Source organism: Pseudomonas sp. SDO5591_S426, assembly GCF_054070755.1.
Genome location: NZ_JBSVXD010000001.1, coordinates 29,277 through 44,813 on the forward strand (window position 1 = coordinate 29,277; position 15,537 = coordinate 44,813).

A 15,537-nucleotide genomic window follows, 5' to 3' on the forward strand; every position below is an offset into this window, starting at 1 on the left:
GTCCGGCCCATCGCGGATTTGCCCGCGATGGGCCGTGGTCTTTCAGGAGATCCAGCCTTTCGCACGGGCAATCGCCAGGGTTTCGGTGCGCCCCTTGGCATCGAGCTTTGCGTAGATTTTCTGCAAGTGCGATTTCACCGTGAACTCGGAAAGGAACACCTTCTCGGCAATGTCCTTGTTGCGATGCCCGGCGGCCAGCAATTGCAGGATCTGGTATTCACGCACCGTCAGCACTTCGTGGGCACCGTTATCGTTACGCGCACCGTCCATGTTGCCGCCGATGATACCCAGCTGTTGCAACAGCTTCTCGACGAAGGCCGGTTCGATGCCCAGTTCCTTGCAGCGAGCCTTGCCGGTTGCCGCCCAGCGTTGCAGCAGTCCTGCAAGGCGATCACCTTCCTCGATGAACGTGGCGAGGAAGCCATCATGGCTGGCCAGGCGCAATGCATCGTTGAGCGCCTGGAAGGCTTCTTGTGGTTGAAGCAGGCTGTCCAGCGCCATCGCCAGAAGAATGTGCAGCTTCAGTTCGCGACGGTAATGCTGCCAGTGTCGCGCCTGTTCGATCGCGGCGCGCAGCGCCTTGACCGCTGCGGCGCCTTCACCCTGGGCAATGCGTAAACGCTGGCGGGCGATACTGGGAGTATCGACGTCATTTGCGAAGCGGATGAACTCGGGGCGATCCCAATCGCCGGTCAGGTCCGCGGAATTCAGCGCTTGCACGGCCGTGTCCAGACGCTGTTCGAGCAATGCCACGCGAGCGCGCTCCAGCCACGCCGAGCATTCGACACGACGCGAGCCGACCTGCCGGCCGATCTGTTCCAGCTCCACCAGGCAGCGCATCCAGGTGGTGCGATCACCACGGCTGTAAGCGATTCGCGCAGTCAGCACGTGGGTAACAATCTGGTTCTCTGGAGAGCTGACCTGTTTGGCGAAAAACAGGCTGCGTGACAGGTATTTTTCCGCGCCATCAAAAGCGCCGCTTTCGTACAACAGCAAGCCGTGGAGGATGTCCATCGACAGCTTGGCTTCGTGCGGCTTGCGCTGGCCGTTGTTTTGCGGGCTGTCCGGCGTGCTCTGCATGCGCACGATGGCGTTGCTCAGGCGACCCTGAATCAGGTCCAGAATGCTCTCGTTGACGCTGAAGGTATGGCGCAAAAAGCTCGAATGAATCCGTGGGTCGCGTTGCAGCGCACTCGACAACAGGTTGCGCGCTTCATCGTAACGACCGCTGGCGACCATGTTCATGGCTACCGAGCTGGCCAGCACCATGTACAGGTGGACCTCGTCGTCGGGTATGCATGCGAGTGCTTCGATGCCTCGGCGGCAGCATTCCTCGCTGTGATCGGTAACGCCCAGGTGCAGGCAATGCAGGACTTCGGTGACGTAGGCATAGGCCGGTCCCGACTCACGCTCAAGACGTTCGGCAACCTGCATGGCTTCTTTCAAACGAGTCGTCGTCCCCAGCAACCAGGCACAGACCTGATTGAGTTGCGGGTACTGGTCGCGGGTTTCCAGCGGAATGCGATCCAGCCAGCGCAGCAGCAGACGCGTGCGGCCGCTGTCGATCAGCGTGTCCAGGTGGGTGTTCAAGCCCTCGGCGGCTTCGTCCAGCAGGCCGGCGCTGAACAGGTGCTCGATGGCGGGAATCGGTTGCTTCGCCTGGAAAAACCAGCGAGCGGCAGTTTCATGAAGCTCCCTCGCCATGCCCGGATACAGGCGGTCCAGGGCGTGCCGCAAGAAACTGGCAAACAGATGATGGTAGCGAAACCACTGTTGCTGACTGTCGACCGGCACCAGGAACAGGTTGGTCCGGTCCAGATGATCAATCATCGCGCGGCTGTCGCTGCGGCCGGTTACCGCTTCGCAAAGCGGCACGCAGAACTGTTCAAGGACGCTGGTTTGCATCAGGAACACGCGGCAGTCTTCGCTCTGGCGCGCAAGGATGTCCTCGGTCAGGTACTCGGCCAGCTCAAGGTTGGAGCCGGAGAAGGATGAGATGAACGCGGCATGATCCTCGCGATCCTTGAGCGACAGGCTGGCCAGATAGAGCCCGGCGATCCAGCCTTCCGTGCGGCGGTACAGGGTTTCCAGTTCATTGTCGTGCAACGGGATTTGCCGCTTGTCGCGAATGAAGGCCATGGCCTCGTCGGGGGTGAAGCGCAGGTCACTCGGCCGGATTTCCAGCAACTGCCCACGGGCACGAATGCGACCCAGGCCAATGCCCGGCGTCGAGCGCGACGCCATCACCACGACGCTGCCCGTGGGCAATTGCTCGATCAGCTGCTGGAGAAAATCCAGTACTTCGGAGTTCTGGATGACCTCTACCTCGTCGAGCAGGACGGCAAACGGCGTTGTGCTGGCGGCGATCTGCTCCAGCAGGTCGTCGGCGCTTTGCTGTTCATCGCCCAGCGATTCGGCGGTCACCGGCAGCAAGCCGCGCAGGCCGTTGTCCAGTAAACCGACAAAACGCTGCAAGTCATTGTCGGCGGCTTCCAGGTTGATCCACAGCACATGTTTGCCGTTTGCCAGACTGCGTTCGCGGTGTTGCTGCATGAGCGTGGTCTTGCCGAACCCGGCGGCGGCGCGGATGAGAATCAGACGGGCGGTGTCCGCCTCGGCCATTTGCTGCAACAGGCGCGAACGTGAGAGGTGGCTGTCAGCGGATTTCGGACTGGCGTATTTGATGGAGACACTTCGAGTGACAGACGTCTCGCCCGGGGCAGTTGCGCTGGAAGGGGCGACGGGCATGATCCCAGGGTTGTCCCAGTGAACAGGCATTGAGCAAATCTCCATACAAGTCGCTTGCCCTTTGAACGAAGCGGCAAGGCTGACCATTTTATTATTCTGGGTCCGAGCATAGTGCCACGGTTGGCCAATGTCCGAGACTTTGGTCTAACGCGATCCGCCCGGCGCATTGATGTGCCTCGCCCCATTATTGTGCGTGCGTCCCGTTCTGCAAACCCGCCCCCCCTGTGAGGGTGGCTCTCCTGCCACTCGGCCCGTGCAACGATTGCTGCAACACGATGGAACGGGCTTTTCCCGTTTTCCCCTGCAATCAGGCTGTGGTGAAAGGTTACCGGATGGACGTTCAGCGCAAGATCTACCGCGAAGACCATGAAATGTTCCGCACCACCGTGCGGCGTTTTCTGGAGCGTGAATACCTGCCGGGCCGGGAACACGGCGAGGATGTCGATCGCAGTGTCTGGCTGAAGGCTGGGCGCGAGGGATTGCTGTGCGTGATGTTGCCGGCGCAATTCGGTGGCGGCGGAGACTTCGGTCATGCGGCGGTGGTTCGTGAGGAGTTCGCCCGGGCCGGTGTCTGCGACGGGGCGTTGTCCCTGCATTCGGACGTTATCGCGCCGTGCATTGCCCTGCTGGGCAGTGAAGAACAGCAACGCCGCTGGTTGCCCGGCGTTTGCAGCGGCGAGGCGATTCTGGCACTCGCAGTTGCCGAGCCTCAGGGCAAATTCAAGAAAACCTTGCCCACGCAGGCTATCCGCAACGGTGATCAGTACGTGATCAACGGCAGCAAGGTCTGTGTCGGCAATGGCATGCAGGGCAACCTGATCGTGCTGGCCTGTCGCATCGAGGCGGATGAAGGCCTGAGTCTGATCATGGTCGAAACCGACCGGGCAGGGTTGCATCGCTCGCGCAGCCTGCAAAGTGGCGGACAAGCCAGTGCCGCCGAACTGTTTTTCGACAACGTGCGCGTGCCCCTCGGTAATTTGCTCGGCGAGGCGGGCCGGGGCATGGAATACCTGAATCAGGCGTGGGGCCAGGAACATCTGCTGCTGGCGATTTTCGCCGCCCGGCGCCTGGAACACTTGCTCCAGCAGACCCTTGCCGAGGTGCAGCAGCCCGACGGCAACGGCGGTTCACGCTGGGATTTGCCATACACCCGCCTGAAGCTGGCCGGGATCAAGGCGCGTACCGTGGGTTTGCGCATCCTGGTCGATTACTACCTCGGGGCACGCCTGCGTCTCCCGTTGTCCGCCGAGCATTCGGCGATCGCCAATCTCAATGCCAGCGAAACCCTGCGCAAATGCAGCGATGAGCTCACACGGCTACGCGGCACCGGCGGCGCCTTGCGCACCCACTCCACGGCCCATGCTCTGACCGAACACGGCGGAGCCGGCAAAGCCCTGCACGAAATCATTGCCCACGCGTTGTGACATTCCCCATTCCACCGAAAAGCCAGGATCTATCCATGAGTGAAAAAGTGTTAGTAGCCGGGGTCGGCATGATCCCTTTCACCAAGCCAGGCGCGAGCCCAAGCTATATCGACATGGGCGCCGAAGCGGTGCGCATGGCCCTGGCCGATGCGGGCCTGAGCTACGACCAGGTACAAATGGCGTTCGCCGGTTACGTTTACGGCGACACCACCTGCGGCCAGGCTGTGCTGTATCGCGTGGGCCGTACGGCGATTCCGGTGTTCAACGTAAACAACGCCTGCGCCACCGGTTCGAGCGCGCTGTACCTGGCGCGTGCCGCCGTCGAGAGCGGTCAGGTCGAATGCGCGCTGGCGGTCGGTTTCGAACAGATGCGTCCGGGGCCGACCCGTTCCAATTTCGACGACCGTCCGTTACCCCGTGGCGACTACCTGCCGATCCAGGACGAATTGTGCGGCGATGCCGGTGACATCCCGCGCAACCTGATCACCTTCGGCGGCGCCGGTCGCGAACACATGCGCAAGTACGGCACGCAGATGAGCACCTTTGCCGCGATCCGCGCCAAGGCCAGTCGCCATGCTGCCAACAACCCGCTGGCGCTGTTCAAGAAAGTCGTGACCACCGAAGAGGTGATGAATGACCAGCTCATGTGGGAAGGCGTGATGACCCGCATGATGGCCTGCCCGCCGACCTGTGGCGCCGCTGCCGCGATCATCTGCTCGCCGGCCTTTGCCCGCAAACATGGCCTGCGCACCGACGTGGCGATCCTCGCCCAATCGCTGGTGACTGACCCGACGGAGTCGTTCGAGCCGAAAACCATGATCGGTTTCGTCGGGTCGTACATGGCCGAGCGCGCCGCCAACGAAGTCTACGAAAAGGCCGGCGTCGGCCCGCAAGACATCCGTGTGGTCGAGTTGCATGACTGCTTTGCCCATAACGAATTGCTGACTTACGAGTCCCTCGGTCTGTGCCCGGTCGGCGGAGCCGAGAAATTCGTACTCGACGGCGACAACACCTACGGCGGACGAGTGGTGACCAACCCGTCCGGCGGTCTGCTTTGCAAAGGCCACCCACTTGGAGCTACAGGCCTGGCGCAGTGCTACGAGTTGAGCCATCAGCTGCGCGGCACGGCCGGTGCGCGGCAGGTCGAAGGCGTGCAGCACGCCTTGCAACACAACCTCGGCCTGGGTGGCGCCTGTGTCGTGACGCTGTTCGGCAGGAACTGAACCCCTTTGGCCGCGCGCCGTCGCGGCCTTTTTTCAACACTCAAACAAGAAGAACACCATGGAAAAAACACTCGAAGGTAAAGTCGCCATCGTCACCGGTTCCGGTCGCGGCATCGGTCGCTGCGTGGCGCTGAAGTTCGCCGAAAAAGGCGCGCGGGTCATCATCAACGACCTGGACGAAGGTCCGGCCAATGAAGTGATCGCTGAAGTTCGCGCATTGGGCAGCGATGCCGTCGCCTGCATCGGCAACGTCTCGGCGCCGGACTTTGGCGATCGCATCGTCAAGACCGCACTGGATGCGTTCGGTCGCCTCGACATCATCGTCAACAACGCCGGCTTCACCTGGGACAACGTGATCCAGAAGATGGGCGATGAGCAGTGGGACGCCATTCTCGACTGCCACCTCAAGGCGCCGTTCCGCATCCTGCGCGCGGCTTATCCGTACTTCCGCGAAGCCAGCAAGGCCGAGGCCGAAGCGGGGCAGGAAGTGTTCCGCAAAGTGGTGAACATCTCGTCGGTGTCGGGCACCCAGGGCAACGCCGGTCAGGTCAACTATTCCTCGGCCAAGGCCGGCATCATGGGCATGACCAAGACCTTGGCCAAGGAATGGGGACGCATGAAGGTCAACGTCAACTGCGTGGCTTTCGGTTTCATCGAAACCCGCCTGACCCAACCGACCACCGAAGAAAAAACCGTGCAGGTCGAAGGCCGCGACATCAAGGTCGGCGTGCACCCGGATCGCATCCTCGCCGCCAGCCGTGAAATCGCCCTGGGTCGTCCGGGCACCGCCGAAGAAGCGGCCGGTTCGGTCTACATGTTCTGCATTCCGGAATCCGACTACGTGACTGGCCAGACCATCATTTGCGGCGGTGGTCGCGGCGGATTCTAAGCAACCGACGGGCTCATGACTGCCGCGAACCGGGCTTGGGGGGGGGTGCTGCTCCCGGCCTGTCAGCGGCGGTTCATTGAGCACGCTGCCTCTGTGCACTGGCCATAAGAGAAGGAGTCCAATGATGACTACCACCGCCGACGATTCACCCGACCGTATCCTGCTGCATACCCGCGAAATCACTTGCAAGGGCTATCAGCGCAGCGATGGCCTGTTCGATATCGAAGGGCGTCTGCAAGACCTGACCAATGAACCGACGGATCTGCCGTTTCACCACCTGGGCCATGGCGGCACTATTCATGACATGCGCCTGGTGATGACATTCGATGCCGACATGGTCATCCGCCACGTCACCGCACAGACGGCCACGGGCGCCAGTCCTTTTTGTGCCGGTGCAGCCCCGGCCTATTCCGCGCTGGTGGGGCTGACGATAGCCTCCGGTTTCAAGCAAAAACTCAAAGCGATTGTCGGCGGTGCAAATGGCTGCATGCACATGACCGAATTGCTTGAACGCATGGCGTCGACGGCGATGCAGACCATCTTTTCCACCTACCGCACTGAAGCCACCCGTCGCAGAGCTGCCAGCGCGCAACGGGAAATCGCCGTGCGGCCGTGGGTGATCGGTACGTGCCACGCCTACCGTGAGGATGGCGAAGCAGTAAAACTGCTGTGGCCGCAGGGATTACCCAAGTCCTGACGAGCGTGCGAATGAACGGTGCGCATTGTCCGGTCGATACCAAAGCCGTATCGGCAAACGACGCGTCTGGCCTTACAATGCGTAGCGACATTTCATACAGCGCGGAGGGCGCTTTACTCCCTGTTGTTCGTCGCTTGGCCCGTCATTCCGGAAAGTGTCCACCTATGTCTTTTCCCCCTGTAACTGGCACTGCTTCTTGCCCGTCAGCCGACGCTGACCAGTCCATCGCCGATACCAAGGTTGTGCCGCCGCGCGGGGCCCGGCGCCTGGTGCCGCGCGAAGACTTGCTGGCGCGTCTGCAGGAAGTTCGCCGGCAACGTTGCGTGGTGATCCAGGGGCCTGCCGGGTGTGGCAAGACCAGTGCGTTGCTGGCTTGGCGACGCGAGTTGCTGGCCATGAATTTCGATGTGGCCTGGCTGTCGCTGGCGGCCGAAGACGACGATCTGGAACGTTTCTCTCGTTGCTTGCAAGCCAGTCTGGCTGAAGTCGTGCCGGAGCGGGTGCGCGATGCCGGTTTCCTGTTGGGTCGTGACAACGACGAGATGGCTGTCGAACATTGGGTGATCACCCTGGTTCAGGGCATCGCCCAGCATCCGCGAGAGCTGGTGCTGATGCTCGACGACATGCACCACTTGCAAGAGCCGCGCATCGTCCAGGCGCTGCAATGGCTACTCAATTACGGGCCGGAAAATCTGCATCTGGTGTTCGGTTCCCGCGCCGGTATGCCGTTTCCATTGGCAGGCTTGCGTGCCCGCGCCCAGGTCAGCGAATTCGACCTGCGCGATCTGCGTTTCAGCCGTGCCGAATCGGAGCATTTCCTGCGTGAGCACCTTGGTGCCATCGACCCGCGCGACGCTGCCGTGCTGCACGAACTCACCGACGGCTGGGTCGCCGGCCTGCAACTGTTTGCTGTCGATCTCAAGGCCAAGCAAATGACCCGGTTTGACCGGGTGCAGATCCGCGATGCCGACGCCTTCGCCGAGTATTTCGAACGTGAAGTGCTGGTGCGCCTGGAACATGAAGACTTGCGTTTGCTGACCAGCGCTTCGATCTGTGAGCGCTTCTGCGCCTCGTTGTGCGCGACGTTGCTCGGTCAACCCTACGCCATCGCGGGCATGATGACCCAACTGGCACGGCTCGACGGCGACAATCTGTTCATTACTCAGGTCAAGAGCCACGACCGCGAAACCTGGTATCGCCTGCACCCGTTGCTGTGCAGCGTATTGCGTGCGCGTCTTGAGGCCAGCCCGCTGCAAGAGCGACAAGCCCTGCACGCCGCTGCACGTGGCTGGTTCAGCGACCATGAACACCTTGATGAAGCCGTGCGCCATGCAGTACAGGCCGGTGATCCCGAGGCGGCTGCCGATATCGTCGAGGCGTGCGCCACCGACCTGTTGGCCAAGGGCAACCTCAGCCAGGTTTCAGGGTTGTTGAAGGGGTTGCCGGCGGAACAGACCGCCGAGCGTTTTGGCTTACAGGTGGTCATGGCGCACCTGCAACTTTATGCGCGCAATTTCCCGGCCTTGCAGCAGACGTTGCAGCACCTGCGAACCCATCACGAAAAACTCGACCGCAAGCAGCGCCATGCACTCACCGTGTTGCAAGGCAGCCTGGCCATGCAGCAAGACGATTCGGCAGCGATGCTGGCGACATTGCCCGAGCTGCTGGCGATCCCCACCGATGCCGACGATTTCTCCTACTCCGGACGCAGCAATACGCTGGCTTGGTTCTACATGTACCAGGGCGACTACGAAAAGGCCCGGGAAGTGCTCGAATGCGGAGAGCGACTGCAAGGCTCGCCACGACGCAGCCTGCTCGGCCGTTGCATGAGCGGCATGAGCCTGGCCCTCGAAGGCCGAATTACCCAGGCCGAACACCTTTACCGCGAAGTACTGGAAGAAGCCGAAGCCCATGGCGTCGGTTATCTGGTGGTCAGCACCATGGCCGCGGGCCTGTTGGGTACGGCACTGTACGAGCAAGGTGACTACGAAGCGGCCTGCCAGTTACTGGAACGTCGCATGAAGCTGGTGGAGCGGGTGGCGATTCCCGACACGGTGTTGCAATGCATGCAGACGCTGGCCATGGCCCATTGGCTGGCTGGGCGACGGGCCGAGGCTTTCACCTGCCTGGAGCGGCTGGAACATCATGCAACCCGCTATGACCTCGGCCGATTGCTGGTGTGTGCGCTGCTGTTGCGCATGCGCTGGTTGCAGCAGATCGGTGATGAATCTGGGGCCGACGTAGCGCTGCAACGCATCCAGCACACGGCGCAGCAGTACCCCGCGTCGGGTACCGGCACGGCCGCGGAAATTCAGGTAATCGCCCGTCGGTCTCTGATTGAGCGGCAACTTCACACTGGGGACTTCCGCGCCGCCGCCGAGCGCATGCCGGCACTGATCGAGGTTTCGCAGAGTGACCGACGCTGGCGCCGCGTGGTGCCGATGCGCGTGCAATTGGCCGTCATCGAACAAGGTTGCGACAAACCGCTAGAGGCTCGCCAACACTTGATCGAAGCGCTACGCCAAGGCCATCGCCTCGGGTTGTTGCGCAGTGTGCTGGACGCGTGGACGAACGTGCCGTCGATGCTTGAAACATTGCTGGCTGATAACGCGCTTGATCCAGTGCTGACGTTCTACGCTCAACGCTTGCTCGACATCGCCCGCAGTGCACAGGTCAGCAACGAGCAAATCCCGAGTGCCGCGGCGAATCTGCTCAGCGCTCGGGAACTCGACGTGATGGGGTTGGTGGCCCAGGCGCTGCCGAACAAGAAGATCGCCCGGGTGTTGAACCTGTCACCGGAAACGGTGAAATGGCACATGAAGAACATTTTCTACAAGCTGGGCGTTACCGGTCGCGACGAGGCGATAGCCAAAGTGCGCGACCTGGCGCTGAAGCTGCCGGGTAATCCCTCCGTTTGATCTTCGTGCGAATCAGCCGTTTCGCAGCGGCCAGCGGTACAGCAGCGGTTGCTTGCGCATGAATCGCCCGGTGGCGTCCTTGAGATAGCTGGAAGTCACGGCAATCGCTTGGGCATTGGCTTCTTCGCCCAATTGACTGTGCAGACCGTTACTCAATGAATGGTCGAGCAAACGCCTGGTCATGGCGAAGGTCGTCCCCGACAGATTCGCCATGCTTTGCGCCAATTCCAATGCCCGAGCCCGGTAGCTGTCGACAGGCAGCACTTCGAGGGCGATGCCGAGTTTCAGCGCTTCAACCGCCGAAACTTCTCGTGCCGAATAGATCAATTCCTTGGCTTTTTGCACGCCGACCACACGGGGCAGGGTCCAGGTTGCGCCCAGATCGGGGACCGCACCGATGCGCGAGAACACCATGCAAAACCGCGCACGATCAGAAGCGACAATGAAGTCTGCCATCAGCGCCAGACTGAACCCGGCGCCATAGGCCACGCCATCCACGGCCGCGATCAGCGGACGCTCAAGCCCTGCAAATGCGGCGGGCAGCTGATTGAGTTCGCTCATGCGCGTGCACATCTGGCTGGCGTCGCGGTCATTGCGAGACATGACGTCGACATCACCACCGGCACAGAAGTCGTCGCCGGCGCCTGTCAGCACTACGGCGCGGATGTCGGCGTCGCGGCGGATGTCGGAAAGGGCATCGAGCATGGCTGTGCACATGTCCGAATTGAAGGCGTTCTTGCAGGCGGGACGGGACATGACCAGTGTGGCCACGCCGTCGGTTCTGGTTACATCGAGCACTGACATGGGAAATCTCCGATTGTTTTTATTCTGGAGTCTTGTCCTGCGGGGCATGGCTCACTGAAGGCAAGCCATGCCTCGATCCGCGCGGTTACAGCGTGCGCGCGATCAGTTCTTTCATCACTTCGTTGGAGCCGCCATAAATGCGCATCGGCCGGGTGTTGATGTGCAGCCGTGCGATCGGGTATTCCAGCATATAGCCGTAGCCACCGTGCAGTTGCAGGCACTCGTCAATGATGTTGCAGGCTTGGGTCGAGGCCCACCACTTGGCCATCGCCGCCGTGGTTGCGTCCAGTTCGTGCCGGATCATCTTGTCCAGGCAATCGTGGATAAAGGTGCGGGCAATGGTCACGGTGGTCTGCATTTCCGCCAGTTTGAAGCGGGTGTTCTGCATGTCCAGCAGCGGCTTGCCGAACAGTTTGCGGTCGTTGGTGTACTTGATGGTTTCCTCGACCGCACGCTCCATGGCGCCCAGTGCGTTCATGGCGATGAACATGCGCTCCTCGGGCAATTGCTGCATCAACTGGACGAAGCCTTTACCTTCTTCCGTGCCGAGCAGATTGGCCACCGGTACGCGCACGTCATCGAAGAACAACTCGGAGGTGTCCTGGCCTTTCTGGCCGAGCTTGTCGAGGATGCGTCCACGGCGGAAACCCGGCAGGTCTTTGACCTCCAGCACGATGATCGACATGCCCTTGGCGCCCAGGCTCGGGTCGGTCTTGCACACCAGCAATACCAGGTCGGCGAGGTAGCCGTTGGTGATGAACGTCTTCGAGCCGTTGATGACGTAGTGGTCACCATCGCGAATGGCTTTGGTCTTGACGTTCTGCAGGTCGGTGCCGGCGCCCGGTTCGGTCATGGCGATTGCCGCTACCATTTCCCCGGTGGCCATTTTCGGCAGCCAACGCTGTTTCTGCTCTTCGCTGGCGTAGCGCAACAGGTAATGCGCGCAGATCGCACTGTGCACGTTGGTGCCCAGGCTGGTGGCAACGGCGCGGGCCAGTTCGTAGCCGATGATTGCGTTGTGCGCATGGCTGCCGCCGCTGCCGCCGTACTCTTCCGGAATCGCCGGGCAGAGCATGCCCATCTCGCCGGCCTTCAGCCAGGTTTCACGGTCGACATGCTTTTGATGGGCCCAGCGCTCTTCGTGGGGCACCAGTTCTTCGGCGGCAAAACGGCGGACCGATGCCTGGAAGATCGCCAGGTCTTCGGTTAACCACGATGGTCTGTATTCGCTCATTTGAATCCTCGGTAGGTGAGGGGACGGGGACTCTTGCCATGCTGGGCGCAGCCCGAATTTTCAGCGAGCGCCGAAGGGATGATGCTGTGGAGTAGGTGGGGGGTCGTTCGAAGGGATGTTTTGGGGGAGTAGTTGGTGGGCTTCGGTTTTTGAACGAGTACTTATCCGTTGCTGCGGTAACGGCAGCTTAGGGTTCCGCCCTTACGTACGGCCCCAGTAAGCGAGGCGGCCTACCTGCCGGCCTGTTTGTCTGGTTCGCACGCATTCCAGGCTGTGGGAGCCAGCCTGACAGTCGACCTGATTTTGTGCTGCATCACGCCCAATGTAGGAGCTGCCGAAGGCTGCGATCTTTTGATCTCGCTTGTAAAAAACAAAATCAAAAGATCGCAGCCTCGTTGCACTCGACAGCTCCTACAGGGAAACGCGCACGCATCAAGTGCCGCTACTCCCTCCAACCGTCCTTTCGAACGCCTCTCGCTATCTCCCCAACTTCATCCCTTCGACGGTCGAAGCGCACTTGTGCGCAAACCTAGGATGAATGCCAACGAAAACCAGCCGGCCGGCGGGTACGACAACTGAACGTGTACGCCAAAGGAAATCCATCCATGAGTGAAAAAGCCGTAGTTGCCGGGGTCGGCATGATTCCCTTCTCCAAACCGGGAGCCAGCCCCAGCTACACCGACATGGGAGCCGCGGCGGTGCGCCTGGCGCTGAAAGATGCCGGCATCGACTATGACAAGGTGCAGATGGCCTTTGCCGGTTATGTCTATGGCGATTCCACCTGCGGCCAGACGGCACTCTATGAAGTGGGGCGCACGGCGATCCCGATCGTCAACGTCAACAACAATTGCTCCACCGGTTCTACCGCCTTGTACCTGGCCCGTGCCGCCGTGCAGAGCGGTCAGGCTGACTGCGTGCTGGCACTCGGTTTCGAACAGATGCAGGCCGGTGCGCTCAAGTCGCACTGGGATGACCGCCCACAGACCCGCGCCAATTTCGTCCACGTCATGGAAGACCTGACCCGCGATGTCGACCTGCCGCGTGCCCTGAAAACCTTCGGCGGTGCCGGTCGCGAGCACATGCAGAAGTACGGCACCCGCATGGAAACCTTCGCCGCCATCCGCGCCAAGGCCAGCCGTCATGCGTCGAACAATCCGCTGGCGTTGTTCAAGAATGTCCTGAGTACTGAAGACGTGATGAACGATCAGGTCATGTGGCCGGGCGTAATGACGCGTCTGATGGCGTGTCCTCCGACCTGCGGCGCGGCGGCGGCGATCATTTGTTCGCCGGCATTCGCCAAGAAGCATGGGCTGCGCAGCGACGTGGTGATCCTCGCGCAGTCGCTGGTGACCGATCCGGTGGAGTCCTTCGATCCGCCTTCGATGATTGCCTATGCCGGTTTCCACATGACCCAGCGCGGCGCGCAGATGGTCTACGAGCAGGCAGGCGTCGGCCCGCAGGACGTGCGTGCCGTCGAACTGCATGACTGCTTCGCCCACAACGAATTGCTCACCTACGAAGGCCTCGGTCTGTGCGCCGTCGGTGGTGGCGAGCAGTTCGTCCTCGATGGCGACAACACCTACGGCGGCCAGGTGGTGACCAATCCGTCCGGTGGCCTGCTTTCCAAGGGTCACCCGTTGGGCGCCACCGGCCTGGCCCAGTGCTACGAGCTGACCCATCAATTGCGCGGTACCGCCGACAAGCGCCAGGTCGAAGACCTGAACATCGCCTTGCAGCACAACCTCGGCCTGGGTGGCGCCTGCGTCATCACCCTGTACGGACGCAATTGAGCTGAACCCCGGCGCGCCCTCGAGCGGGCGCGCATAACAACAAGAGGAGTGAGACAAATGGCTGACAAGAGCCTGATCGGGCACAAGCTCGATACATTCAGCGTCGATGTCGAGAAGGGTCGCCTGCGTTTTTTTGCCAAGGCCATTGGCGAAACCGATCCGGTCTACACCAATGAGGCTGCCGCCCAGGCTGCCGGGCACAAAGCGTTGCCTGTGCCACCGACGTTTCTCAAATGTCTGGAAGGCGAGGGTCGTGACCTGGCCGCTTTCCTGAAACTGGTGAATTTTGACCTCGGCCGCATCCTGCACGCCGAACAGTCCTTCGTTTTTCACGCCCTGGCCTACGCCGGTGACGTGCTGACCTTCGACGCACACATTTCCGATGTGTACGAGAAGAAGGGCGGCGCCCTGCAATTCGTGGTCATGGAGTCGCGTGTGACCAACCAGGACGGCGTGCACATCGCCGATGTCCGCTCGTCCCTCGTCCAGCGTTGAGGAATTGTCGATGACCCTCTCTAACACCACCCACGCGCAGTTTTCCGATATCCAGATTGGCGACGTGATCCCGTTGCTGAAATTGCAGCCGGTCAACCGCACCACGCTGGCGCTGTACTGCGGCGCTTCGGGCGATCACAACCCGATCCACATCGACATCGATTTCGCGCGCAAGTCGCGCATGCCTGACGTGTTTGCCCACGGCATGTTGTCGGCCGCCTACCTCGGTCGCTTGCTGACCCAGTGGGTGCCGCAGCAGCAGGTGCGCAGCCTGTCGATCCGCTTCACCGGCATCACGCATCTGGGGCACATCCCGACCTGCACCGGAACCATCACCGAAAAGTTCGAAGAGAACGGCGAGAAGCGTGTGCGCCTGGCGATTCGTTGCGGCAACCAGTACGGCGAAGAAAAGCTCGCCGGCGAAGCCGTCGTAGCCCTGGCCTGAACTCCTTACCCCTATTTCGCAGGAAAAAGACACATGAAAAAGCTTGAAGGCAAAGTTGCTCTGGTTACCGGCTCTGGCCGTGGCATCGGTCGTGAAGTCGCGCTGCAACTGGCCGCTTACGGCGCCAAAGTCGTGGTCAACGACCTGGACGCCGAACCAGCGGACGAAGTGGTCGCCGAGATTCGCGCCGCTGGCGGTGACGCCGTGGCTTGCGTCGGCAGCGTCACCGCACCGGACTTCGCTGACCGTTTTGTGCAGACCGCCGTCAAGAGCTACGGCTCGATCGACATCATCATCAACAACGCCGGTTTTACCTGGGACAACGTGATCCAGAAGATGAGCGATGAACAGTGGTACGCGATCATCGACTGCCACCTGACCGCGCCGTTCCGCATCCTGCGCGCCGCCCAACCGGTGATCAGCGCCCTGGCCAAGAAAGAAGCCGCCGAAGGCCGTGAAGTGCTGCGCAAGGTAGTGAACATCTCCTCCGGCGCGGCGGGCGGCAACGTCGGCCAGTCCAACTATTCCTCGGGCAAGGCGGGCATTTTGGGCCTGACCAAAACCTTGTCCAAAGAGTGGGGCCGCCTGAAGGTCAACGTCAACGCCGTGGCTTTCGGCCTGATCGAAACCCGCCTGACCCAGGCCCTGGCGGGCGACGAGAGCAAGACCGTGAACATCGAAGGTCGTGAGATCAAGGTCGGCGTCCAGCAGGCAATGATCGAAGGCGCCAGCCGCAGCATTGCGCTGGGTCGTCCAGGCAAACCGGAAGAAGCCGCAGGCGCCGTAGTGATGCTCTGCCTGCCGGAAGCTGACTTCTGCTCCGGGCAGGTCCTGTACTGCGGCGGTGGCCCAGGCTCGAACTTCTAATTG

12 protein-coding genes are annotated in these 15,537 nt (G+C 61.4%); 9 read left to right on the forward strand and 3 right to left on the reverse strand.

The window, feature by feature from the left end:
* Positions 1-42: 42 nt before the first annotated feature.
* A complete protein-coding gene (locus ACW9JC_RS00120; protein ID WP_457452783.1) occupies positions 43-2,778 on the reverse strand; it encodes a LuxR C-terminal-related transcriptional regulator in 2,736 nt (911 codons plus the stop codon).
* A 302-nt stretch (positions 2,779-3,080) separates the two neighbouring features.
* Here ACW9JC_RS00120 and ACW9JC_RS00125 point away from each other — a divergent pair, with 302 nt between their 5' ends.
* The 5 genes from ACW9JC_RS00125 to ACW9JC_RS00145 all read left to right on the forward strand — a co-directional run bounded on the left by ACW9JC_RS00125 (position 3,081) and on the right by ACW9JC_RS00145 (position 9,899).
* The gene (locus tag ACW9JC_RS00125) at positions 3,081-4,172 is read left to right on the forward strand and encodes an acyl-CoA dehydrogenase family protein (protein WP_457452785.1); all 1,092 of its coding nucleotides are present in this window, start codon (positions 3,081-3,083) and stop codon (positions 4,170-4,172) included.
* 35 nt (positions 4,173-4,207) lie between these two features.
* Complete coding sequence (locus ACW9JC_RS00130; RefSeq protein ID WP_338580867.1) at positions 4,208-5,395, forward strand: lipid-transfer protein; 1,188 nt, start codon at positions 4,208-4,210, stop codon at positions 5,393-5,395.
* Positions 5,396-5,453: 58 nt separating this feature from the next.
* The gene (locus tag ACW9JC_RS00135; protein ID WP_448107870.1) at positions 5,454-6,284 is read left to right on the forward strand and encodes an SDR family NAD(P)-dependent oxidoreductase; all 831 of its coding nucleotides are present in this window, start codon (positions 5,454-5,456) and stop codon (positions 6,282-6,284) included.
* Between the two features lie 124 nt (positions 6,285-6,408).
* A complete protein-coding gene (locus ACW9JC_RS00140; RefSeq protein WP_457452788.1) occupies positions 6,409-6,981 on the forward strand; it encodes a DUF2889 domain-containing protein in 573 nt (190 codons plus the stop codon).
* A 164-nt stretch (positions 6,982-7,145) separates the two neighbouring features.
* On the forward strand, positions 7,146-9,899 hold the full coding sequence (locus ACW9JC_RS00145; RefSeq protein WP_457452790.1) for a LuxR C-terminal-related transcriptional regulator: 2,754 nt from the start codon (positions 7,146-7,148) through the stop codon (positions 9,897-9,899).
* Between the two features lie 12 nt (positions 9,900-9,911).
* Here the strand turns inward: ACW9JC_RS00145 and ACW9JC_RS00150 are convergent, their stop codons facing one another.
* Together ACW9JC_RS00150 and ACW9JC_RS00155 are read right to left on the reverse strand one after the other, a co-directional pair.
* Complete coding sequence (locus tag ACW9JC_RS00150) at positions 9,912-10,703, reverse strand: enoyl-CoA hydratase/isomerase family protein (protein ID WP_457452791.1); 792 nt, start codon at positions 10,701-10,703, stop codon at positions 9,912-9,914.
* Between the two features lie 85 nt (positions 10,704-10,788).
* Complete coding sequence (locus tag ACW9JC_RS00155) at positions 10,789-11,937, reverse strand: acyl-CoA dehydrogenase family protein (protein ID WP_457452793.1); 1,149 nt, start codon at positions 11,935-11,937, stop codon at positions 10,789-10,791.
* 605 nt (positions 11,938-12,542) lie between these two features.
* Here ACW9JC_RS00155 and ACW9JC_RS00160 point away from each other — a divergent pair.
* The 4 genes from ACW9JC_RS00160 to ACW9JC_RS00175 are packed head-to-tail and all read left to right on the forward strand — an operon-like array spanning position 12,543 to position 15,534.
* Positions 12,543-13,727 (forward strand): lipid-transfer protein, encoded by a 1,185-nt coding sequence (locus ACW9JC_RS00160; RefSeq protein ID WP_448107875.1) that lies wholly within the window; start codon positions 12,543-12,545, stop codon positions 13,725-13,727.
* 57 nt (positions 13,728-13,784) lie between these two features.
* Complete coding sequence (locus ACW9JC_RS00165; RefSeq protein WP_457452795.1) at positions 13,785-14,222, forward strand: MaoC family dehydratase N-terminal domain-containing protein; 438 nt, start codon at positions 13,785-13,787, stop codon at positions 14,220-14,222.
* Positions 14,223-14,232: 10 nt separating this feature from the next.
* Positions 14,233-14,667, forward strand: coding sequence for a MaoC family dehydratase (locus ACW9JC_RS00170; RefSeq protein ID WP_457452797.1), 435 nt, complete (start codon positions 14,233-14,235; stop codon positions 14,665-14,667).
* A gap of 33 nt (positions 14,668-14,700) precedes the next feature.
* Entirely contained in the window at positions 14,701-15,534 is an 834-nt protein-coding gene (locus ACW9JC_RS00175) for an SDR family NAD(P)-dependent oxidoreductase (protein ID WP_338580876.1), read from the forward strand.
* The last annotated feature ends 3 nt before the right edge of the window (positions 15,535-15,537 follow it).

Coding starts and splice junctions, on each gene's coding strand:
- ACW9JC_RS00130 (WP_338580867.1), top strand. CDS start 4,208: ATGAGTGAAAAAGTGTTAGTAGCCGGGGTCGGCATGATCCCTTTCACC.
- ACW9JC_RS00150 (WP_457452791.1), bottom strand. CDS start 10,703: ATGTCAGTGCTCGATGTAACCAGAACCGACGGCGTGGCCACACTGGTC.
- ACW9JC_RS00140 (WP_457452788.1), top strand. CDS start 6,409: ATGACTACCACCGCCGACGATTCACCCGACCGTATCCTGCTGCATACC.
- ACW9JC_RS00125 (WP_457452785.1), top strand. CDS start 3,081: ATGGACGTTCAGCGCAAGATCTACCGCGAAGACCATGAAATGTTCCGC.
- ACW9JC_RS00175 (WP_338580876.1), top strand. CDS start 14,701: ATGAAAAAGCTTGAAGGCAAAGTTGCTCTGGTTACCGGCTCTGGCCGT.
- ACW9JC_RS00135 (WP_448107870.1), top strand. CDS start 5,454: ATGGAAAAAACACTCGAAGGTAAAGTCGCCATCGTCACCGGTTCCGGT.
- ACW9JC_RS00145 (WP_457452790.1), top strand. CDS start 7,146: ATGTCTTTTCCCCCTGTAACTGGCACTGCTTCTTGCCCGTCAGCCGAC.
- ACW9JC_RS00155 (WP_457452793.1), bottom strand. CDS start 11,937: ATGAGCGAATACAGACCATCGTGGTTAACCGAAGACCTGGCGATCTTC.
- ACW9JC_RS00165 (WP_457452795.1), top strand. CDS start 13,785: ATGGCTGACAAGAGCCTGATCGGGCACAAGCTCGATACATTCAGCGTC.
- ACW9JC_RS00160 (WP_448107875.1), top strand. CDS start 12,543: ATGAGTGAAAAAGCCGTAGTTGCCGGGGTCGGCATGATTCCCTTCTCC.
- ACW9JC_RS00120 (WP_457452783.1), bottom strand. CDS start 2,778: ATGCCTGTTCACTGGGACAACCCTGGGATCATGCCCGTCGCCCCTTCC.
- ACW9JC_RS00170 (WP_457452797.1), top strand. CDS start 14,233: ATGACCCTCTCTAACACCACCCACGCGCAGTTTTCCGATATCCAGATT.